Source organism: Rugosimonospora acidiphila (assembly GCF_039543385.1).
GTDB classification, from domain to species: domain Bacteria; phylum Actinomycetota; class Actinomycetes; order Mycobacteriales; family Micromonosporaceae; genus Rugosimonospora; species Rugosimonospora acidiphila.
The window spans coordinates 32,222-53,168 of the sequence record NZ_BAABJQ010000023.1; the positions used below are offsets into that span (position 1 = coordinate 32,222).

The 20,947-nt window shown below is 69.9% G+C and carries 17 protein-coding genes; 2 read left to right on the forward strand and 15 right to left on the reverse strand.

Annotation, left to right across the window (positions count from 1 at the left end):
• The first annotated feature begins 66 nt into the window (after nt 1-66).
• Entirely contained in the window at nt 67-1,299 is a 1,233-nt protein-coding gene (locus ABEA87_RS30350) for a GNAT family N-acetyltransferase (protein ID WP_345635421.1), read from the forward strand.
• Between the two features lie 41 nt (nt 1,300-1,340).
• Here the strand turns inward: ABEA87_RS30350 and ABEA87_RS30355 are convergent, their stop codons facing one another.
• A complete protein-coding gene (locus tag ABEA87_RS30355) occupies nt 1,341-2,291 on the reverse strand; it encodes a glutathione S-transferase family protein (RefSeq protein WP_345635423.1) in 951 nt (316 codons plus the stop codon).
• Nucleotides 2,292-2,319: 28 nt separating this feature from the next.
• Between ABEA87_RS30355 and ABEA87_RS30360 the strand changes: the two genes are divergently transcribed.
• Nucleotides 2,320-3,432: a GNAT family N-acetyltransferase gene (locus ABEA87_RS30360; protein ID WP_345635425.1), complete on the forward strand. Its 1,113-nt coding sequence runs from the start codon at nt 2,320-2,322 to the stop codon at nt 3,430-3,432.
• A gap of 45 nt (nt 3,433-3,477) precedes the next feature.
• Here the strand turns inward: ABEA87_RS30360 and cax are convergent, their stop codons facing one another.
• From cax to efeU, 14 genes are all read right to left on the reverse strand, one after another.
• Nucleotides 3,478-4,638, reverse strand: coding sequence for a calcium/proton exchanger (gene cax / locus ABEA87_RS30365; protein WP_345635427.1), 1,161 nt, complete (start codon nt 4,636-4,638; stop codon nt 3,478-3,480).
• A 90-nt stretch (nt 4,639-4,728) separates the two neighbouring features.
• Nucleotides 4,729-5,346 (reverse strand): ribosome hibernation-promoting factor, HPF/YfiA family, encoded by a 618-nt coding sequence (gene hpf, locus ABEA87_RS30370; RefSeq protein ID WP_345635428.1) that lies wholly within the window; start codon nt 5,344-5,346, stop codon nt 4,729-4,731.
• Nucleotides 5,347-5,619: 273 nt separating this feature from the next.
• Entirely contained in the window at nt 5,620-6,360 is a 741-nt protein-coding gene (locus ABEA87_RS30375; protein WP_345635429.1) for a ComF family protein, read from the reverse strand.
• A 10-nt stretch (nt 6,361-6,370) separates the two neighbouring features.
• Nucleotides 6,371-8,260 carry an LpqB family beta-propeller domain-containing protein gene (locus tag ABEA87_RS30380; RefSeq protein ID WP_345635431.1) on the reverse strand — a complete coding sequence of 630 codons (1,890 nt, stop codon included), beginning with the start codon at nt 8,258-8,260 and terminating at the stop codon, nt 6,371-6,373.
• Nucleotides 8,253-10,121 carry an MtrAB system histidine kinase MtrB gene (gene mtrB / locus ABEA87_RS30385; protein WP_345635432.1) on the reverse strand — a complete coding sequence of 623 codons (1,869 nt, stop codon included), beginning with the start codon at nt 10,119-10,121 and terminating at the stop codon, nt 8,253-8,255. Before mtrB ends, ABEA87_RS30380 begins: the two co-directional genes overlap by 8 nt.
• Nucleotides 10,122-10,124: 3 nt before the next feature.
• Nucleotides 10,125-10,814: an MtrAB system response regulator MtrA gene (mtrA, locus tag ABEA87_RS30390; protein WP_203915723.1), complete on the reverse strand. Its 690-nt coding sequence runs from the start codon at nt 10,812-10,814 to the stop codon at nt 10,125-10,127.
• A gap of 295 nt (nt 10,815-11,109) precedes the next feature.
• Complete coding sequence (locus ABEA87_RS30395; RefSeq protein ID WP_425570983.1) at nt 11,110-12,165, reverse strand: ABC transporter ATP-binding protein; 1,056 nt, start codon at nt 12,163-12,165, stop codon at nt 11,110-11,112.
• Nucleotides 12,166-12,176: 11 nt separating this feature from the next.
• On the reverse strand, nt 12,177-13,277 hold the full coding sequence (locus ABEA87_RS30400; RefSeq protein WP_345635439.1) for an ABC transporter ATP-binding protein: 1,101 nt from the start codon (nt 13,275-13,277) through the stop codon (nt 12,177-12,179).
• Nucleotides 13,274-14,236 (reverse strand): ABC transporter permease, encoded by a 963-nt coding sequence (locus ABEA87_RS30405; protein ID WP_345635441.1) that lies wholly within the window; start codon nt 14,234-14,236, stop codon nt 13,274-13,276. Before ABEA87_RS30405 ends, ABEA87_RS30400 begins: the two co-directional genes overlap by 4 nt.
• A 60-nt stretch (nt 14,237-14,296) precedes the next feature.
• On the reverse strand, nt 14,297-15,283 hold the full coding sequence (locus ABEA87_RS30410) for an ABC transporter permease (protein WP_345635443.1): 987 nt from the start codon (nt 15,281-15,283) through the stop codon (nt 14,297-14,299).
• A 113-nt stretch (nt 15,284-15,396) separates the two neighbouring features.
• Nucleotides 15,397-16,920: an ABC transporter family substrate-binding protein gene (locus ABEA87_RS30415; RefSeq protein ID WP_345635445.1), complete on the reverse strand. Its 1,524-nt coding sequence runs from the start codon at nt 16,918-16,920 to the stop codon at nt 15,397-15,399.
• 588 nt (nt 16,921-17,508) lie between these two features.
• Nucleotides 17,509-18,768 (reverse strand): iron uptake transporter deferrochelatase/peroxidase subunit, encoded by a 1,260-nt coding sequence (gene efeB, locus ABEA87_RS30420; protein WP_345635447.1) that lies wholly within the window; start codon nt 18,766-18,768, stop codon nt 17,509-17,511.
• On the reverse strand, nt 18,768-19,922 hold the full coding sequence (gene efeO / locus ABEA87_RS30425) for an iron uptake system protein EfeO (protein WP_345635449.1): 1,155 nt from the start codon (nt 19,920-19,922) through the stop codon (nt 18,768-18,770). Before efeO ends, efeB begins: the two co-directional genes overlap by 1 nt.
• Nucleotides 19,923-19,989: 67 nt before the next feature.
• Nucleotides 19,990-20,907 carry an iron uptake transporter permease EfeU gene (gene efeU / locus ABEA87_RS30430; RefSeq protein ID WP_345635451.1) on the reverse strand — a complete coding sequence of 306 codons (918 nt, stop codon included), beginning with the start codon at nt 20,905-20,907 and terminating at the stop codon, nt 19,990-19,992.
• Nucleotides 20,908-20,947: the final 40 nt, after the last annotated feature.

A 20,947-nucleotide genomic window follows, 5' to 3' on the forward strand; every position in this document is an offset into this window, starting at 1 on the left:
ATTTTGAGTCGATCATGAAAATGACGGTCTGGCGCCCCTCGTATCCGGTCCGTAACCTCATGATCCATGTCGAGCCCGCTCATGGAGATCCACGCCGGAAACATGCTGATCCGGCCGTGGCAGCCGGCCGACGCCGGCCCCGTGTACCAAGCCTGCCAGGATCCGGAGATCCAGCGGTGGACCCGGGTACCCCGCCCGTACCGGCCCGAACACGCCGCCGACTTTGTTACTGAAATGTCGCCGAAAGCCTGGGCCGGGGGCAGCGCCGCCCCGCTGGGCGTTTTCGATCAGGCGACCGGCGAGTTGCTGGGATCCTGCGGGCTGGTGTCCATCCGCGACGGTTCCGGCGAGGTCGGGTACTGGACGGCACCCTGGGCGCGCGGTCGCGGGGTGGCCGTGACCGCGCTGCGCGCGGTGGCGCTGTTCGCCTTCGAGTCGCTGGGGCTACGCCGGGTCACCTGGCACGCCTACCTCGGTAACCACGCCTCCCGGCTGGTGGCGCTGCGGGCCGGGGTGCGCGTCCACGGCCGCACCCGGGTGGTGGACGGGCCGCCACCGGGCGCGTTCGGACCCGCCAACGATCACCGGGCCGGCGATCATCCGGCCGGCGATCACCCGGCCGGGGACGGGCCGGGTCGGGGTCAGACCGCGCCGGCCTGGCGGGACGCCTGGTGGGGCACCCTGGTGCCGGGCGAGGTCACCGGGCAGACCCCGCCGCCGTACGCGCCCGGATCGCCGGCCGCGCGGCGGGCCGCCCTGTTCGCCGGGCCGCAGCCCCGACTGCCCGGCCTTGCCCCGCTGGGCGAGGCCGATGTCGACGCCCTCACCAGCGCCTGCCAGGACCCGGAGTCCGCACGCTGGACGACCATACCGGTGCCCTACGCCCGGGCGGACGCGGAATTCTTCGTGCGGCGGCACGCGCCACTGGTCTGGGCCGCCGGGCTGGGTGCGGCGTACCAGATAGTGGACGGGCGGGGAGCCTACGCCGGGTCCGTGGAGCTGACTCTCGACGAGCGCGACGAGGCCAGCGCCGAGATCGGGTTCCTGGTAGCGCCGTGGGCCAGGGGGCGCGGGCACGCGACCGCGGCGGTGCGGACGATCTGCGGCTGGGCGTTCGACGCCCTCGGCCTGACCCGGATCGTCTGGCGGGCGCACGTGGGCAACGAGGCGTCCCGCCGGGTCGCCACGAAGGCCGGCTTCACGATGGAGGGGGTGCAGCGCGCCGGCTGCGCCCAGCGCGGCGAGCGCCGCGACGCCTGGGTGGGCTCGCTGCTGGCCACCGACCCCCGCCCGCGCTGAGCCACGGTGGGCGTTCGCGCCGGCGGGCGGAGGTCGGTCGGTCAGGCGAGCCAGACCGACGGGTCGGGCCCGGCCGGAACGATCCCGCTCGGGTTGATCGCCTCGTGGGTCAGGTAGTAGTGGCGCTTGATCTGGTCGAAGTCCACCGTGTCGCCGAAGCCCGGGAGACGGTAGAGCCGGCGCGCGTACTCCCACAGCACCGGCATCTCGGTGATCTTGTTGCGGTTGCAGCGGAAGTGGTTGTGGTAGACGGCGTCGAACCGGACCAGGGTGGTGAACAGCCGGACGTCGGCCTCGGTGAGCCGGTCCCCCATCAGGTACGGGCGGCCGTCCGACAACCGTGCCGCCAGCGCGTCCAGCCGGGCGAACAGCCGGTCGTACGCCTCCTGGTAGGCATCCTGGCTGCTGGCGAAGCCGGCCCGGTACACCCCGTTGTTGACGTCGGCGTAGACGTCGGCCATCAGCTCGTCCAGTTCGGCGCGCTGCGGTTCGGGGTAGAGCTCGGGGGCGCCGGCGGCGTGGAAATCCACCCACTCCGTGGCGAGGTCCAGGGTGATCTGCGGGTAGTCGTTGGTCACCACGCGTCCGGTGAGCGTGTCGACGATGGCCGGTACCGTCACACGCCCCTCGTAGGTCGGGTCGGTCGCCAGGTACGCCTCGGAGAGCAGCCCGATACCGAGCACCGGGTCGCGCCCGTCCGGGTCGAGGGTGAACCGCCAGCCGCGTTCGTCGCGGATCGGATCGACCGTGCCGAGGCCGATCGCCCCGGTCAGACCCAGCAGTGCCCGTACGATCACAGCGCGGTGCGCCCACGGGCAGGCACGCGACCAGATGAGCCGGTACCGCCCCGGCTCGACCGGCCAGCGACCCCGCTCGTCGGGCCCGCCGCCGGCCGGCGAGCTGGAGTCTCTGCTGATCCGGTCGGTGAAGCGGTTGGACTGGCGGACGAACCGCCCGTCCCGCTCCTCGGCGACGAACTGTGGGGTAGGCATTGTTCAAGGATGCCGTGGAAGGTGGAGCATGGGCCAACCGATCATGGGAGGCGACGGGGTCGTCCTGCGGGCGCCGCGCCCGGGCGACCGCGACGGCCTGCGCGCCGGGGTGGACTCGCTGGTCACCCGGTTCGTCCCGGCCGTACCGGACCCCTGCACCCCACGGGACATCCAGCGCTGGATCGATCGGGTACGCGGTGGCGCGCCCGACCGGGTGGACTACGTGATCGCCGATCCCGGTACGGACGAGATCCTGGGCGCCGCCGGCATGCACCACCTGCGCTGGGAGGAGGGCACCGGCGAGGTCGGGTACTGGGTGGCGCCGTGGGCCCGGGGCCGCGGCGTCGCGACCGCCACCGCGATCGCGCTCACCCAGTGGGGCCTGGTGCACGGCCTGCACCGCGTGGAGTTGCTCACCCACCCCGACAACTGGCCCAGCCAGCGGGTCGCGATCAACGCCGGGTACCGGCGGGAGGGCGTACGCCGCGGCGGCGGGATCAACCGGGACGGCAGCCGGTACGACCTGATCGTGTGGGCCCGGCTGCGCACCGACCCGGACGGGCCCGGGCTGCGCACCCTGCCCGACCTGCCCGGCGGCGAGCTGACCGACGGCGTGGTCTCGCTGCGCCCGCTGTGGTCCGACGACGCGCCGAACGTGTTCGCCCTGCGCAGCCTGCCCGACGTGGTTGCCACCACGGTGCCCTCCCAGCTGCCGAAGCTGGACCAGATCGAGCGGCGGTGCGCGCAGGCTCCCGCCGAGTGGCTTGCCGGCACCGCCGCCGACCTGACCATCCGGGACGCGGCCAGCGGCGCGTTCGCCGGGGAGATCGGGCTGCGCTACACCGAGCCGATCACGGGCCAGGCGATGATCGGGTACAGCCTGCTGACGCCCTGGCGCGGGCGCGGGTTCGCGTCCCGGGCGTGCCGGATGATGGCCGCCTGGGCCTTTGAGACGGTGGGTGCCGTCCGGCTGATCGCCGGTACCGCCCCGGGCAACGCCCGCTCTCAGCGGGTACTGGAGCGCGCCGGCTTCCGCCGCGAGGGGTACGAGCACTCCCGGCTGCCGGGTCCGGCCGGTGCCCGGGTCGACAACATCATGTACGCACTGCTGCCCGAGGACCTGGCCCCTCGGTCGGGCTGACCCCGTCGCCGGCCGCGAGCCCGCCGGGTCCGCCACCGGGAGGCGTCAGCCCCACCAGAACACAGCGGCGATGATCACGTAGAGGCCGATCAGGATCGAGCCCTCCAGCCAGTTGGACTCGCCGTCGAACACGATCAGGGTCACCAGCACCACCGTGACCACCACCGCGGCGACCAGCATGGGCGCGAAGACCAGGGTCAGCGTGGTGGCGGTGGTCAGGCTGAGCAGCACCAGGGCGGGCGCGAGCAGCAGGGCCACCTGCAGCGGACTGTTCAGGATGACGGACAGCGCATAGTCCGACTGGTTGAGGTACGCCAGCCGGATGCCCACCACGTGTTCGATGGCGTTGCCGGCGATGGCCACCACGACCAGGCCCGCGAACGCCTGCGACAGGTGGAGCGTGGTGATCGCGGGCTGCAGGGCGTGCACGAACCAGTCGGAGACCAGGGCGGAGGCCCCGCCGGACGCCGCGAGCAGGCCCACCGCCAACCAGATCGGCCAGCGTGGCGGCTCGTTGCCCTGGGCCACCTTGGCCGTCTTGGCGGCCGGCGCGGCCGCGGCGGCCTTGCCGCCCCCGGTCGAGTCGCCGGCGCGCCTGGCCAGCGCGGCGGGCAGCGACAGCACGAACACGATCAGCAGCACCACCGCCACCGTGTCGGACAGCACCCGCAGGTGCGGAGCCGCCGGGCTGTGGCTGAACTGCGCCATGCTGGGCAGCACCAGCGCGGCCGTGGCCAGGACCAGCAGCACGCTGGTGTCCCGGGCCCGGGCCCGCTCGAAGCGCTGCGTCCCGTGCTTGAGCCCGCCCACGACGAATGCGGCCCCGAGCACCAGCAGCAGGTTGGCCAGCATCGAGCCGATGATGGCCGACTGCACCACGACCCGCAGGCCGGCCCGCAGCGCGAAGAACGAGATGAACAGCTCGGGCAGGTTGCCCAGGGCGCCCTGCAGCACTCCGGTGGCGCCCGCGCCGAACCGGTCCCCCATCTGCTCCACGCTGCGCGCGACGAGCGCGGCCAGCACCGCGACCGCCACGGCGGCGCAGACGAAGGCGAGGATGGCGCTGGTGTGCGCGAACCGGGTGAGGCCGGCGGCCACGACTCCGATCGCCCCGCCGACGAAGATCACCACATCTGACCGGGTCAGCGTCCTCGCGTTCGCCGTCCGGTCGTCGGTTGACGGGGAACCGGCCTGGTTCTCGGGCACCGGGTCATCGCAGGGTCGGACGAGTCCGGCCGGCGTTCACCGGGGGCCCGCCCCGAACCGGGGCGGGCCCTCCCGGACCCGGTATCGGGGTCACGCGACCAGCGAGATGAGGCCGTAGTCGTACGCCCGCCGCCGGTACACGACGCAGGGGCGGCCGGAGTCTTTGTCGAGGTACAGGAAGAAGTCGTGGCCGACGAGCTCCATCTGGAACAGGGCGTCGTCGACGGTCATCGGTACCGCCATGTGCTCCTTGCACCGGGCGATGTGCCACGGCGCGTCGTCATCGAACTCGTTGAGCTCGCGCACGGCCGTGCGGGCCCGCACGACGACAGGTTCGGCGGGCAGTTCGGGTGTCGGCAGGCCCGACGTGGCCGCGGCGACGGACACCGGCGCATGCCGGCCCCGATGCACCCGGCGCCGGTCCGCGGCCCGCCTCAGCCGCGCCTCCAGCTTCGCGGTGGCCTGGTCCAACGCGCTGTAGAAGTCCCCGGCGCAGGCCTCGGCCCGAACCACCGGACCCCGCGAGACGCAGGTGACCTCCACCCGTTGGCAGTGGTCGGACTGGCGACGGTTGCGTTCGTGGGAAAGTTCGACTTCCCAGCGAATGATCTTGTGGTCGTAGCGCTCGATCTTGTGCAGCTTGTCCGCCAGGTGCTGCCGGTAATGATCCGGCACCTCCACGTTGCGGCCCTTGACGACGATGTCCACAGGTCTGACCTCCCCCAAGGTCTGTGTCCGGACGCCACCGCTGCCCCCTGGGTCAGTGGCGAACTGTCCATGTGGCTTCTGATGTGACTCGGCCCTGGCGACCGACCGTTGGTTGAGTACCTCCCTCGATCGGCTGCGCTCCTCCTTAGATCTCGCTGCCAGTTCCCGATGAGGTCCGACGCTAACCCTTGTTGGTTCGGACGTCACCCCTTGCTTTCAAGAACGTTTTGGAGTAATTCGCCCGCTCTATCAGCCGGGAAAATCATGGGAAAATCACCCGGAAGGCGTACGCGGACCGGTGCGACGCCGGGTCGCCGCGACCACCACCGCCAGCGGTACCGGGACCCCGGCGTCACGCAGCCCGGCGGCCACCGCGGCCAGGGTGGCGCCGGTGGTGAGGATGTCGTCGAGCGCGATCACCAGGGCTCCCCGGGCGGCCACCTCCGCCATCCTCGCCAGCTCGCGAGGGCGGGGAGCGAACGCCTGCGCCGCGGCACTGGCCCGGCCGGCACGGTCCAGATGGGCCGAGTCGGCACGCGGCCGGGCGGACAGCGGGGTGGCCAGGCCGGCCGGCCAGCCGCTGGCGTTGAGCCGTGCCGAGGCGCGCCGGGCGAGCCGGAGCATGTGATCGCCGTACCGGTCCCGTGCCGCGGCAGCGGTGTCCGGCACCGGTACCAGCAGCAGCGGCGTTCCGGCGGGCGGCCCGGCGAGCCGTACCCCGGCCAGGACGGCGGAGGCGAGCAGGTCGCCCAGCGAGCGGGCCAGGGTGTGCCGGCCCCGCTCCTTGTACGCCAGCAGCACCTCGCGCAGCACTCCCTCGTAGCCGCCCATGGCCACGCACCGGGGCAGGCCGGGCGGGGCCGGCGTCGGGCGTACCGGGTGGGCCCGCAGGCCGCGCAGCGCTCGGAGGCAGTTCGCGCACATCGCGCCCGGGCCGCCGGCCCCGCAGCCGGCGCAGGTCCCCGGCAGCACCAGATCCGCCAGCCCGGTCCACGTCTGCCCCAGCCAGCTCACGGCCGAGCCCCTAGTCTTGGTAGAACGGGTTGCTCGGCACCGGCTCGCCGGCCGGTGCGTGGCTGGGCGACGGGCTCGGCGATGGAGCGCTGGCCCCCAGCTTGATCGACCGCGAGCTGACGCGGGTGGAGTGGTAGGCGATGTTGTGGTCTGTTTGCACCATCGCCCGGTCAATCTGGCTGGCCACCGGCACCGACGCGGGGTTGGGCAGGGCCACCACCGAGACGATCCGGTACGAGTAGGCGGCCTTCCACTCGGTGGCCATGGCGCCGTCGATCGTCGCCTCGACCAGCTGGTAGTTGACGGCACCCCGGCCGGCGATCAGCACGCGGTCGAGCTGCGACCACGCGATGCTGGTCAGGTCGGTGAGCCCGGACGAGATGTAACGCGGCGGCCCGACGGAGATGCTCATGCCGTCGACCCGCAGCGCACAGACCCAGGCGGAGCCGTTGGCGATCATGGCTATCCGGTGGCCGTCCGGCGCCACGGCGAAGGCGGTGACCGCGAGGTCCCCGACGCCGATCTCGGTCTGGCCGCCGCCGAGGTCCACCCGGTGCAGCCGGCCGTCGACGGCGACCAGGACCACCGCGTCGGCGGCGGGCAGGAAGACCGGCCGGGTCCAGTTGCGGCCGTTCAGGTCGGACCGCACGAACACCGCGTCGGAGTTGTCCCGGGGGGTATGGCCGATCCAGAGCGAGTTGTCGGTCTTGACCAGGGCGGCGTACGGGTAGCCCGTCCGGAGCGCGGCGAACCGCACGTTCCGGTTGTCGCGATCCAGGTTCCGCAGCACGTCCGGCAGCCGGTCCGGGTTGTCGATCTGGCGGACCACCCCGCCCACCACGCAGTACGCCGTGTCGTCGCCCTCGAAGTACGGCCGGTCGGCCAGGTTGGAGTTGACCAGGTACTTGCTGCTCGAACCGTCCACCTTGACGTTCTGCGAGCTCTCCTGCAGCCGCACGGTGCCCTCGTAGCCCTCGTACGACGGCCGCAGCGACCAGCGCAGCTGGTTCATGATTTGCGGCGGGGTGAGCCCCTGCGGCGCGGCGGACAGGTTGATCAGCAGCCCGTTGGGGTCCGGCGGCACCAGGTTCGGCCCGACCAGGGTGATGCCGGCGTAGAGGTTGTTGAGGACGGCGCTGGTCAGCAGGTCGGAGGGCCCACCGAGCACCCAGTTCACCATCTCGGTGCGCTGGATCTCCTGGCTGAGCTGCCCGACCTTGGGCACATAGCGCAGATCCGGCACCAGGCCCCTGCGGTCGCTGTCGGTGGACCAGAAGTAGACCAGGTGCGGGTCGTACCAGCGGCTCAGGCCGGTGCTGTCCAGCAGCATCCCGGTCAGCGTGGACCCGTTCGCGGACCGCGGGCCGATGTCGTCGATGAGGTAGGTGCCGGGCTGCCGGTCGCTGAGGACCACGGTGAACCGCATCGCCACCTGCGGCGGCGGTACCGGGGTGTTCGAGCCGGGCGCCACCGTACCGTCGTTGCGCAGGATGCCGACCGGCTGGAGCGTCACGTCGACGAACGTCTCGCCGGCCGGGCCCGCGCTGGAGGCGGGGCCCTCGACCACCCGGACCACGGTGACCTGGCTACCCGACGACCAGGTCTTCTGCGCGTTGTCGGTCAGGTACGTCTTCGCCCGCTCGTTCGCCTTGTTGAAGTCGGTGTCCACGTCGAGCTTGCCGGCCACCGCGTTGAGGAAGTTCGTCACCAGTCCGCCCGCGTCGGTGGCGTCCTGCTGCAACGGCGCCTGGAGGTCGGTGTTGCTGGTGCCCGGGCCGGCAGGCGCTGCCGGGCCGTCGATGATCGGGCGGCCGCCCGACGGCAGGCCGCACGCCGCCGGTGCGGCGAGCGCCGCGGTGCCCAGCATCATCACCCGCAACACCTGGCGGCGATCAGGCATGGCGTCCTCCGCGAACGTGGGGGGTGCCCGGCTGCGCTTCCCCGAACTCGCCCGGCAGGTACTCGATCGTGAACTCGCTCGGCGCGTGCTCACCGAACTGGAGGTCGTCCGCCGGGTGGGAGTCCTGGGCCGGCAGGGCGACGCTCGGTATCACGCCGGGCGCCGGGTCCAGGGCGGCCGGGCCGGCGGTCAGCGCGAGCCGGGCCCGGACCGAGGAGGCGTCCGGCGGCACCAGCCGCAGCGGCGAGGAGGTCAACCGGTCGCCCGCGCGCAACGGCAGGGTCAGCCGGAACTGGGCGCCGTGGCCGGTCGCGCCCCACGCCTCCAGCCAGCCGCCGTGCAGCCGCGCGTCCTCCAGCGCGATCGACAGCCCGAGCCCGGTGCCGCCGGTCTGCCGGGCGCGCGACGGGTCGGCCCGCCAGAACCGGTTGAAGACCAGCTTCTCCTCGCCTATGTGCAGCCCGATGCCGTGATCCCGCACGGTGATCGCCGCCGCGACCTCGTCGGCGTACAGCGTTATCACCACCGGTCGCGCCTCGGCGTGCTCGACGGCGTTGCCGACCAGGTTGCGCAGGATCCGCTCGACCCGGCGCGGGTCCACCTCGGCGATCACCGGCGCGGCCGGGACGTTCAGGTCGATCCGCACTCCGCACCGCTCGCCCAGCGGACGCAGCCGCTCGGCCACCGCCTCGACGATCGGCACCAGGTCGCTGGGCTCGGCGTCGAGCACCGCGAACCCGGCGTCGAACCGGCTGATCTCCAGCAGGTCGGTGAGCAGTTCCTCGAACCTGTCCAGCTCGTCGTGCAGCAGTTCGGCGCTGCGGGCCATGGCCGGGTCGAACTCGTCCCGCTCCGAGTAGATCAGGTCGGCGGCCATCCGCACGGTGGTCAGCGGCGTGCGCAGTTCGTGCGATACGTCCGAGGTGAAGCGGCGCTGCAGCCGGGACATCTCCTCCAGCCGGATGATCTGCCGTTGCAGGTTCTCCGCCATCTGGTTGAACGAGGCGGCGAGCAGCGCCAGGTCGTCCTCCCCGCGCACCTCCATCCGCTGGTCGAGCAGGCCGGCGGAGAGGCGCTGCGCGGTGCGGGCCGCGGTGCGCACCGGCTGGACGACCAGCCGGGTGGTCAGCGCCGCGAGCACCGCCAGCAGCACGACCAACGCGACCCCGGTCGCCACCACCGTGGTCCGGACCAGGTCGGCGGCCTGCTGCTCGGTGATGAGCGGGAAGAAGTAGTAGAGCTCGAAGTGGCTGTTGGAGACCGTGACCGGGCTGCCGTAGATCAGGTACGGCTGGCTGGAGCCGTCGCCCAGGTCGGCGGTCACGAACTGGTGGGCCACCACGCCGACGTCGCCGGTACGCGCGCCGCTCACGTAGGCCTGCAGCTGCTTGGGGATCGCGGCCGCGATCTGGGCGTTGTTCACCGAGGTCTGCGGGGGGCGCGGGGACGGGTCCGGGTCGCTGCTGAGGATCGTGACGCTGGCGCCCTCAGTGTTGGCCGACAGCCGACTGATCACACCGGGGATCGAGGTCCGCAGGTCGCCCGGATCCTTGATCGCGTCGAGCTGCTGCTCCATCGTCTTGGTGCCCGTCTCCACCTGCTCCCGGGCGGTGGTCACCTTGGCGTTGACCAGCCCCTCCGTGATCATCGAGGCGACCAGCACGCCGAACGCGCCGACCAGCACCCCGGAGACCAGCAGGGTGATCACCACCATGCGCAGCTGGAGCGAACGCCGCCAGGCCCGGTGCCCGGACTCCCAGGCGACGATCACACGCCCGCCCACGGTACGGCGCAGTACCCGCACCACCGGACGGTGGCGCAGGTACCGGTACTGCGCGAGGAGCCAGGTGCTGCTGCTCATAGATCACCCGGTGCCGGCCTTGTAGCCGACGCCTCGCACGGTGAGGATGATCTCGGGACGCTCCGGGTCCGGCTCGATCTTCGCGCGCAGCCGCTGGACGTGCACGTTCACCAGCCGGGTGTCGGCGGCGTGCCGGTATCCCCAGACCTGCTCAAGCAGGACCTCGCGGGTGAAGACCTGGCGCGGCTTGCGGGCCAGCGCGACGAGCAGGTCGAACTCCAGCGGGGTCAACTTGACCTCGTCGCCGTCCCGGCTGACCGTGTGCGCGGGCACGTCGATGGTGATCTGGTTGCCGTTGGGGCCGATGGTCAGCAACTCGGGGGTGACGTCCTCGCCCCGGCGCAGCCTTGCCCGCATCCGGGCGACCAGCTCCTTCGGCTTGAACGGCTTGACCACGTAGTCGTCGGCGCCCGACTCGAGCCCGAGCACCACATCGACGGTGTCGCTCTTGGCGGTGAGCATGACGATCGGGATGCCGGACTCAGACCGGATCGCCCGACAGACGTCGATTCCGCTCATTCCGGGCAACATCAGGTCGAGTAGCACGATATCGGGTCGCGCCTCCCGGAACGCGCCCAGCGCGCGTTCCCCGTCCGCCACGAACGAGGGCAGGAACCCCTCGCTTCGTAGCACGATGCCGAGCATCTCGGCGAGGGCGGGGTCGTCATCGACGACCAGGACCCGAGCTCTCATGCGCCCAATATTCCATCTTCGCGACCGAATCCGGGAACCCGACCTTAGGAACCGGATGATTTCAGGCTAAAACCCGCGTATGGTGGCACGCTCCCAGACGTGCCCCGCCGCGGCCCCCGAGGTCGGGGGCTTCCATAATGCCTCGCTCCGCCGGCGGCACCCCCACCACCCGGAATTTCCCAAGATCCAATAGCCACGGATTCGGCCGGCGGGGGCCGATCGACGCGACGGCCCCGCCTACCCGAGATCGGGCGGGCGGGGCCGCCGAGGCGTCCGACGCGCGGATGCCGGCCGATCAGACCAGCTTGCGCGCCTCGGCGAAGTGGCACGCCGCCTGGTGGCCGAAGCCCCGATCGACGAGCGCCGGCAGTTCGTTCACACACTTCTGCTTGTCGCCATCCGACAGCTGGTTGGCGAACTTCGGGCAGCGGGTGCGGAACCGGCAGCCCGAGGGCGGGTTGACCGGGCTGGGCACCTCGCCGCTGAGCAGAACCCGCTGCCGGGTCCGCTCCTTGCGCGGGTCGGGCAGCGGAATCGCCGAGATCAGCGCCTGCGTGTACGGGTGGGCCGCCTTGGTGAACAGCTCCTCGACCGGGGCCGTCTCCACGATCCGGCCCAGGTACATGACCGCCACCCGGTGCGCGATGTGCCGGATGACCGACAGGTCATGGGAGATGAACAGGAAGGACAGGCCCAGGTCCCGTTGCAGGTCCTCGAGCAGGTTGATCACGCCGGCCTGGATCGACACGTCGAGCGCGGAGACCGGCTCGTCGAGCACCAGCACCTTGGGCCGCAGGGCCAGCGCCCGGGCGATGCCGATGCGCTGACGCTGGCCGCCGGAGAACTCGTGCGAGTACCGGTTGCCGTGCTCGGGGTTGAGCCCGACCTGGCGCAGCAGCTCCCGTACCTGCTTGCGGCCGTTGTCCGTCGACCCGAACAGGCCGTGGATGCGCAGCGGCTCCGCCACGATCTCGTTGACCGTCATGCGCGGGTCCAGGGACGCGAACGGGTCCTGGAACACGATCTGGAGATCCCGGCGCAGCGGACGCATCTGCCCGGTCGACAGCTGGGTCAGGTCCCGGCCGCCGTACCGCACCTCGCCCGACGTCGCGTCCACCAGGTTGAGTACGAGCCGGCCGGTGGTGGTCTTTCCGCAGCCGGACTCGCCTACCAGACCCAACGTCTCGTGCGGCATCAGGTCGAACGAGACGTCGCAGACGGCGTGCACCTCGCCGACCCGGCGCCGCAGGATGCCCTTCGACCGCACCGGGAAGTGCTTCACGAGGTTGCGCACCGACAACACCGGCTGGCCGGCTTCGGTCGATCGCGGTCCGGTCGACTGGGTGGGGATGTCGACGGTGGTCACTGTGTTACCTCCTGGTCCACCGAATCGATCGGATCCGGATCGGCGGACGTCGTGCCGAACAGTTGCGCCGCGTCCACGCCGACCAGCTTGTCATGGAAGTGGCAGGCGGCGAGGTGCGCCGGGTCGTCGGTGACCGTCAGCACGGGCTCCTTCTCCTCGCACACGTCCTGCGCCAACGGGCAGCGCGGCGTGAACGGGCAGCCGGCCGGCAGGTTGACCAGCGACGGCGGGGCGCCGGTGATCGGCGTGAGCCGCTGCTTGCGGGACGAGTCCAGCCGGGGCAGGCTGCCCAGCAGGCCCAACGCGTACGGCATCCGGGGCCGGTAGAAGATGTCGTCGATGGAGCCCATCTCCACCATCTTCCCGGCGTACATGACGCAGATCCGGTCCGCGTGTCCGGCGATCACCCCGAGGTCGTGGGTGATCAGGACGAGCGCGGCGCCGGTCTCCGCCCGGGCCGCCTCCAGCGCCTCGAGCACCTGCGCCTGCACCGTCACGTCCAGCGCGGTCGTCGGCTCGTCGGCGATGATGACGTCGGGGTCGTTGGCCATCGCGATCGCGATCACCACCCGTTGCCGCATGCCGCCGGACATCTCGTGCGGGTAGTTGTCCACCCGCTGGTCCGGGTGCGGAATGCCGACCGACTTCAGCAGCTCGATGGCCCGATCGCGGGCCGCGCGCTTGGAGATGTCGTTGTGCGCCAGCACCGCCTCGGCGATCTGGGTCCCGACCGTGTAAACGGGGTTCAGCGACGTCAGCGGATCCTGGAAGATCATCGCTATCTTCTTGCCGCGGATCTCCGCGTACTGGTTGTCGGACTTGCCCAGCAGGCTCTCGCCCTCGAACCGGATCGAGCCGGTCACCCGCGCGGACTTGGGCAGCAGGCCCATCACCGCCAGCGAACTGACCGACTTGCCCGAGCCTGACTCGCCGACGATCCCCATGGCCTCTCCCCGGCGCAGCTGGTAGCTGACCCCGCGCACGGCGCTGACCACGCCGTCGTCGGTGGGGAACGAGACCGTCAGGTTCTCGACTTCCAGCAGCAGGTTCGGGTCGACATCCGATCGGCCAAGCTGAATGTTCGTGTTAACCGTCATCGGCGTTGCCTTGTCTGTTGTGGGTCGAGCGCGTCACGCAGGCCGTCGCCAAGGAAGTTGACGGTCAGCGCGACCAGGATGATGAACAGACCCGGGAAGTAGAACAACCACGGCCGGGTGTCCACCGCCCCCTGACCGGTTGTGATCAGCACGCCGAGCGAGGTGTCCGGTGCCTGGATGCCGAAGCCCAGGAAGGACAGCGACGTCTCCAGCAGGATCCCGCTGGCCACCAGCAGGGTCGCGTTGACCACGACCACCGCGAACGCGTTGGGCACCAGGTGGCGGATCATGATGCGGAAGTCCGACGCGCCCAGTGCCCGAGCCGCCTCGACATACTCCCGCTCGCGTATCGAGAGCACCATGCCGCGCACCACGCGACCCACGTACGGCGCGGAGACCCCGCCGAGGATGATCGCGATGATCCACCAGGTACCGCCGAAGTTGTTCGCCAGGGCGGCGGCCATCGCCAGGCTGGGGATGGTGAGCACCAGGTCGGCGAAGCGCATGAGCACGGTGTCGACGGCGCCTCCGTAGTACCCGGAGATGACGCCCCACAGCGTGCCACCGATCGTCGCGATCAGCGCGATGCTGAGGGCCACCTTGATCGACTGCTGGAGGCCGCGGAGCACCTGCGCGAACATGTCGTGACCCAGGTTGTCCGTGCCGAAGGGGTGATCCAGCGACGGCGGGACGCTGTTGTCCGGCGTGATCGTCGTGTAGTGGTACTTCCACAGCAACGGCGTGATGAAGGCGAAGAGCACCAGCAGCACGAAGACGACGAGGCTGCCCACCGCCATACGGTGCCGCAGGAACCGGCGCATCGTCTGCTGCAGCTGGCTGCGGTCCTTGACGGTGAACTCGCGCTCGACCCGGCCGGTGCCGGGGTCGCCGGCGACCGGCTTGGCCCCGGTCGCGGATCCGGCGTTGGTGCGGCCGGCCTGGATAGTGGGCTCGGTCATCGGGCCACCTCGCTTACGCAAACCCCTGCGGTTGCCACGGTCGTCAATGGAGTCGCGCGCCTACGCATGACGGATCCTCGGGTCCAGGATGCCGTACAAAATGTCGGCGATGAGGTTGAAGACGATCACGATGGTGGCCGACACCAGCAGCCAGCCCATCATCATGTGCGCGTCCTTCTGCTGGAGCGCCTTCACGAACAGCGTGCCCATGCCGTTCCACTGGAACACCTGCTCGGTCAGGATCGCGCCGCCGAGGAGGGCGGCGATGTCCAGGGCGGTGACCGTGGTGAGCGGGATCAGCGCGTTGCGCAGCGCGTGCCGGATGAGGACCTTGCGCGAGCGCAGGCCCTTGGCGCGGGCCAGCCGCACGTGGTCGCTGTTGAGCACCTCGAGCATCGAGGCCCTGGTGAACCGGGTCCAGCCGGCGTATCCGGCGAGGCCCAGCACGATGGTCGGCAGCACCATGTGGCCCGCTACATCGGAGATGTGGGCCCAGGCGGTATCGCTCGGGAGATAGGGCGACTTATCGCCGATGGTGAAGAAGGTCTTCGTGCCGGTGCTGCGGTTGAACCAGATGCCCGCCTCCTTGAGGAGCACGGCGAACCAGAAGACCGGCATCGACAGGAACAGGAAGCCGAAGAAGGTGGCGGTGTAGTCCGTCACGCTGTACTGACGGATGGCGCTGACCACACCGGTGATGATGGCGAGAATCAGGGCGATCAGCACCGAGAAGAACACCAGCCGGACGGTCACCCACAGGTGGCTGCCGATGTCGGCGCCGATGTTCTCGGTGGGCTGCACCGCCTGGCCGAAGTTGCCGTGCAGCACGAGACCCTTGAGCCAGTCCCAGTACTGCAGCGGCCACGACTGATCCAGGCCGAGCCGGTGCTCCTCGAGCTTGATCGTCGCCGGCGGGGGCGGGGGGTTGCGCAGCTTGATGCCCTCCAGGGGGTCACCCGAGAGCTTGACCATGATGAAGACCAGGATCGTCGATCCGATCAGGACCGGGATCGAGATCAGCACGCGCCGGATGATGTACGCGAGCATGTGTTACCTCCAACTGTGGAGCCGTCCAGTAGTGGACCCCGGGCGCCCGCGGGCGTCCGGGGTCCACTTGGCTGACTGGCGGTAGAGCTGCCTTGCGTACTGACGGAAGATCGTCAGGACGCGGTGGCCAGGCCCCACTCCTGGTCGTTGTACGGCGGACCCGCCTGGGTGCCGTTACCGCGGATGTTCAGGATGTTCGCGTACGCGGCCAGAAGGTACGGCTTCGGGTACAGCGGGAGGACATACGCGTCGTTGGTCATGATCGTGTCGGCCTGGTTCAGGTCGTCGATCGCCTTCTGGTTGTCGGTCTGCTGCGAGGCGTCCTTGAGCAGAGCGTCGGCCTGCGGGTTGCTCCAGTGGCCGTAGTTGCTGGCACTGGTGCTCGTCCAGGTCTGGGCGGCGTTCGCGAAGACGAACGGCGGCTCGACCCAGGCGAAGTCGATCAGGTCGTAGTCACCGCTGCTCAGCGTGCCACCGAGGTCGCTGATCGAGGTGGGCGTGATCTTGATGCCCAGCTGGCCCAGCTCGCTCTGGATCAGCTCGCAGGTCTGCTGCCGCAGCACGTTGCCCTGGGTGAACGAGCAACGGAACTGGACCGCCTGGCCCGACGGGGTCTTCAGCGCCGTGCCGACGCCGGTGTACCCGCCGCTGGTCAGCTGCTGCTTCGCCTTGTCGATGTCGCCGCTGCCCTGGCCGGTCGACGAGACCACGTCCTTGTACCCGTTCATGCCCGGGAGGAAGTTGTGGTTGCCGAGGGGCTGGATGCTCGAGTCGAACTGGCCGACCGTCTTGGCGATGATCTGCTTCGTGTCGATCGCGTCGAAGATCGCCGTCCGCAGCTTGAGGTCCTTCAGCATCGAGTTCTGCAGGTTGATGTCGATGTGCTCCCACTGCAGGCCGATGCCGACCGTGCTGTTCACACCGTCAATCTGCTTGATCTGGTTCACGATGTCCGCGTCCGGCTGCGGGAAGATCGCCTGCACCTCGTTGTTCTGGAGGGCCGGCACCTCCTGCGTCTGATCCGTGATGATGCGGAAGACCAGCTGGTCAAGCGACGTCTTGGTCTTGCCGTACCACTTCGGGTTGGCCGTCTCGGTGATCGAGTTGTCCTTGTCGTACTTGCTGATGATGAACGGACCACCGGACCAGGTCGGCTGGGTGTCCTCGAGCCACTTGAACGACGCGGCGAGGTCACCATGCTGGTTGGCGAGGTGGGCCGGGTACAGCGGCCCGAAAAGGCCCTTCCAGTCCGTGTACGGCGTGTTGAAGACCACCGTGACCGTCTTGCCGTTGTCCGAGCCGGTGACCGACTTGACCTGGTCGTACCCGGAGTTGGTGGCGGCCTCGCAAGTCTTGCAGTCGACGCCGTTCATGGTCTTCCACATGTACGTGAAGTCGTCGACGTTGATCGGCGTCCCGTCGCTCCAGACCGCGTCCGGGTTGATCTTGTAGACGATCGTCTGCGGGCTGGAACTCGTCTGCGTCACCGAGGTCATCAGGTCGGTGTTCAGGGTCGGCTGCAGGTCCGGGGTGTTAATGAAAGGCGTCGGCGTGATGCCGTCGAGTGCTTCCTGGCCCTCGAGGACGTTGCCGTCGGCGCTGTTCAGGTTCCACCCGACGATGGTCTTCTCAAGCACATAGCTGATCGAACCACCCTTCTTAACCGTCCCCGAGTTACAGGTGAGCGGCTTGGTGGCGCAGTCCGCGAAGCTCCCCGAGGCACTCCCGCCGGAGGTGGAGGATCCAGATCCTCCGCCACAGGCCGTCACCGCGAGGAGAGACGCCACGCCAACCGCGAGGAGGCCGAAAAGCCCCTTCGTAGTGCGCATGTTCCCTCCAGTCGGCTACCGCAGCCCACGAAGGACCGGACGTCCAGATGACTGGACGGCGACAACTGGGGCTGCGTTGTAGTGCCTAAAGGAAACGACGCCGCGCGCCGCCTGCAAAGAGGCCGCGAGAATTCGTGACTCTCCCGTTATCGGAACCAGGGGTCAGAGTCACGTTGGTAGCCCTAACAGCTGGTTTCGGCTGACCGAAAAGTCGAGTCGGGATAGCCAGAACCGCCGACACGGATGACCGGAATGTCGGTTATGGAGGGCAGCTCTACCGCCAGTGCCCAGGGACGGGGCATCCTGCCCCAGCGTCCCACAAACAGGCCATCGATAGCTATGCCCGAATGGCCGCGCGGACCGGCCTCTCGCCGGCCCGAAAACCCCTGGTAGCGGTCAGCCCACCAGGTCCTGAGCCCAGTACCGGCCCTGCCCGGAGGGGGCCGGCGGGCAAGCGAACAGGCCCGAGCCGACGTGCTGGATATACTCATTGAGGGCATCGTGGGCACCCAGGCCCCGCTGCAAAGTAACAAACTGTTTACGCGGGTCCTTTTGAAACGCGATAAAGAACAGTCCCGCATCGAGTTCGCCACTCGCTGAAATGATGCCGTCGGTATATGAATACCCACGGCGAAGGATCCTGATCCCACCGTTATTTTCGTGAGCGGCGAGCCGGATATGGGCGTTGACCGGAATCACCGGCTGCCCGCTCGCGTCCTTGGCCGCGAAGTTCGGCGTGTCGCGCTCGTTACTGCCTGTCAGCGGAGCACCGGTGTACTTGAACCTGCCGAAGACGTGCTGCTGGTCGGCCAGGTAGTCACGGTCCCACGCCTCGATGTGCATGGCGATCCGGCGGGCCACCAGGTAGCTGCCGCCCCGCATCCACTGCTGGTCGGTCTCGTCCCCGACCCAGACGTGCTGGTTCATCAGCTGCGCGTCGCTGCCGTCGATGTTGCGGGTGCCGTCCTTGAAGCCCAGCAGATTGCGCGGTGTCTCCTGGCTGGCCCCGTTCGAGGTGGCGTTGCCGAAGCCCAGCTGGGACCAGCGCATGACCACCGTTCCCCGGCCCAGCCGGGCCAGGTTACGGATCACGTGGAAGGCCACCACCGGGTCGTCCGAGCAGGCCTGCACGACCAGGTCACCGCCGCTGCGCGCGGGGTCGAGGTTTTCCGGGGGAAGCATCGGCAGGTCGGCCAGCGCGGCCGGGCGCCGGGAGGCCAGCCCGAACCGGCCGTCGAACAGCGACGGACCGACCCCGAAGGTGATCGTCAGGTTCGCCGGCGAGGAGCCGTACGCCTCGCCGGTGTCCGCCGGCGGCGCCACGAGCGTGTTGCTGTCCCCGGGCACCGGCTTCCCGTCCGCCATCGCCGCCGCGGCGGCGGTCCAGGTCTGCAGCAGCTGCCTGAGGGCCGCCAGATTCTCCTGCGGGCTGCCGTCGACGGTCAGGTCGTAGGTGGCGAAAGCCAGCCGGGCCGGCGCCGGGGTGGCGATGCCGGCCTGGTGCGCGCCGTAGAAGGGCACCTTCGCCACGACCGGCGCGGCGGTCTTGGATGAGCCACTGTCGCAGCCGGCGAGGGCGCCGCTGGTGGCGGCGCCGGCGACCGCGGCCCCGCCGAGGGCCAGCAGCCCTCGGCGGGAGGCACGGAATTCGGTCATCAGGAGGTGACCTTAGCGGCGACCTGGGACAGGGGCTCGGCCAGGGCGTCCACCTTCTGGGTCAGCATGCGGCGCTGGTCGTCGCCGACTGTGCTGTAGTCGACAAACCCGCCGCCGGAGGTCTGGAACGGCTTGAGGGAGTCGAGGACATCGGTGAACTCCTGGCTGACCGTGCTCGCCAGCTGCGCGTCGATCTTCTGCAGCGCCGGCTGCAGCAGCTGGAACGCCTTCTGGCCGCCGAGGACGTTGGCCTGGAAGTCGGACAGGTCGGTGTGGCTGTACCGGTCCTCCTCACCCGTGATCTTGCTGGAGGCGACCTCGTTGAGCAGCTCGGTCGCGCCGTTGGCCAGCTGCGCGGGCTGGTAGTTCGTGGTGGCCACCAGGCCCTTGAGCTTCGCCACATCGGCGTCCAGCTTGTCGGCGATCGGGCTCATGCCGGCCAGCGACTTGTCCTGCCACAGCGCCTTCTCGATCCGGTGGAAGCCGGTCCACTGGCTCGGGTCCTCGACGTCGTCGACCCGGGCGTCGATGTCCGGGTCCAGGTCGCCGAAGCTCTCCGCGACCGGCTCGACCTCTTCGTAGTAGTACCGCGCCGGCGCGAACGCCGCCTCGGCCGCCGAGATGTTCCCGGCCCGCACCGCGTCGGTGAACGTCTTGGTCGCCGGTACCAGCTTGTCGACCTCACCGATCACGTACTGCTTGTACCCGGTCACCGCCTGGTCCAGCGCGGTCTGGACAGCCGGATCGACCGACTGCTTCGTGGCGGTGCCGGTCACCGTGAAGTCGGCCTTCTCGGTCTTCGCGTTCGGGCAGTAGACCGTGTAGCTGCCGGCGTCCAGGTGCAGCGAGAAGGTGCCGGACAGCCCCGGCGTCAGGTTCTCCTTCTCGCCGACGATGTTCCCGCCCTGCTGCAGCTCGGCCTCGGTCACCTTGTTCGCGCTGGTGTTGGTCACCTCGAAGGTGGCCGCGCCGGCCGGGATCGAGCTCGGCGTGGTCTTGCACCCGTTGTCGTTGAGCTCGATCTTCACCTTGGTGGCGCCGCTGGCAGCCGCCGCGTCGTCCTTGTTCTTGCTGCTACAACCGCTGATCACCAACCCGGCCAGCGCGAGTATGGCGGCCGCGCGCAGTGCGCCGGTCGGTACGGGTCGAGACATGGTGAAGCGCTCCTTGTCGGATCTGGTGACAGCGGTGGGGGTGGTGGTGCGGTGCGGGTGAATCGGCTCAGGCGTGCGCCGAGGAGCTGCTGGTCGGGGCGGGCTTCCCGGCGGCGGGCTGGCCGTTGGCGGCGGGCTGGCCGTTGGCCGCCTGGGCGGCGGCGGGCTTGCCGGCCGACCGGCGCTGGCCGCGCGGCCAGGCGACGTAGGCGAGCATCGGGATGGCGTACACCAGCCAGACGATGGCCTCGACCACGGTGGGGGTCGGCTGCAGCCCCAGCACGCCGGTCAGCAGCGAGGCGAGCACCGTGCCGGGACGGACCAGCCAGGTGAGGTCCACCGCCTGGCCCTGGCCGAAGTTGATCCAGCCCGCCTCGTGCGCGGTGTGGAACACGGTCATGGCCAGCCCGGCCGCGACCAGGACCAGCACCAGTCCGGTGATCTTGAAGAACCGGCCGAGGTTGAGCCGCACGCCGCCGCGGTAGATGCCGTACCCGATGGCGATCGCCACCAGGATGCCGATCGTCGCGCCCGCGGTCCCGGACGTCACGCTGGTGCTGTTCTGGATCACCGAGATGAGGAACACAGCGGTCTCGAAGCCCTCCCGGAGCACCGCGAGGAAGGCCATCACCACCAGTGCCCGCGCGGAGCCGGTGTTCAGCGCCTGGGCGGCCGCTCCCTCCAGCTCCTTCTTCATGCCGCGGGCGTGCTTGCTCATCCAGAGGATCATGAAGGTGACCATCGTGACCGCGAAGGCGCCGATGACCGTCTCCAGCCCCTCCTGCTGCTGCTGCGGCAGCTCCTTTGACAGGGCCACCAGCCCGATCCCGATCAGGAGGCAGAGCACGACCGCGGCGATCACGCCGATCCACATCTGACGCAGCGCGTCCCGGCGACCGTTGCGATTGAGGAAGGCGGCGATGATTCCGACGATGAGCGACGCCTCGACGCCCTCCCGCAAGCCGATCACCAGGGTTGGGATCATCGCAGCGTGCTCCTCTCCACCGTCCGCCATGGACGGTCCG

What these genes read in the sequence shown, in the direction of transcription:
- ABEA87_RS30410 (WP_345635443.1), bottom strand. Translation starts at nt 15,283, where the DNA reads ATGCTCGCGTACATCATCCGGCGCGTGCTGATCTCGATCCCGGTCCTG.
- ABEA87_RS30355 (WP_345635423.1), bottom strand. Translation starts at nt 2,291, where the DNA reads ATGCCTACCCCACAGTTCGTCGCCGAGGAGCGGGACGGGCGGTTCGTC.
- ABEA87_RS30360 (WP_345635425.1), top strand. Translation starts at nt 2,320, where the DNA reads ATGGGCCAACCGATCATGGGAGGCGACGGGGTCGTCCTGCGGGCGCCG.
- efeO (WP_345635449.1), bottom strand. Translation starts at nt 19,922, where the DNA reads ATGTCTCGACCCGTACCGACCGGCGCACTGCGCGCGGCCGCCATACTC.
- ABEA87_RS30350 (WP_345635421.1), top strand. Translation starts at nt 67, where the DNA reads ATGTCGAGCCCGCTCATGGAGATCCACGCCGGAAACATGCTGATCCGG.
- ABEA87_RS30380 (WP_345635431.1), bottom strand. Translation starts at nt 8,260, where the DNA reads ATGCCTGATCGCCGCCAGGTGTTGCGGGTGATGATGCTGGGCACCGCG.
- mtrB (WP_345635432.1), bottom strand. Translation starts at nt 10,121, where the DNA reads ATGAGCAGCAGCACCTGGCTCCTCGCGCAGTACCGGTACCTGCGCCAC.
- ABEA87_RS30400 (WP_345635439.1), bottom strand. Translation starts at nt 13,277, where the DNA reads ATGACGGTTAACACGAACATTCAGCTTGGCCGATCGGATGTCGACCCG.
- efeB (WP_345635447.1), bottom strand. Translation starts at nt 18,768, where the DNA reads ATGACCGAATTCCGTGCCTCCCGCCGAGGGCTGCTGGCCCTCGGCGGG.
- mtrA (WP_203915723.1), bottom strand. Translation starts at nt 10,814, where the DNA reads ATGAGAGCTCGGGTCCTGGTCGTCGATGACGACCCCGCCCTCGCCGAG.
- efeU (WP_345635451.1), bottom strand. Translation starts at nt 20,907, where the DNA reads ATGATCCCAACCCTGGTGATCGGCTTGCGGGAGGGCGTCGAGGCGTCG.
- ABEA87_RS30405 (WP_345635441.1), bottom strand. Translation starts at nt 14,236, where the DNA reads ATGACCGAGCCCACTATCCAGGCCGGCCGCACCAACGCCGGATCCGCG.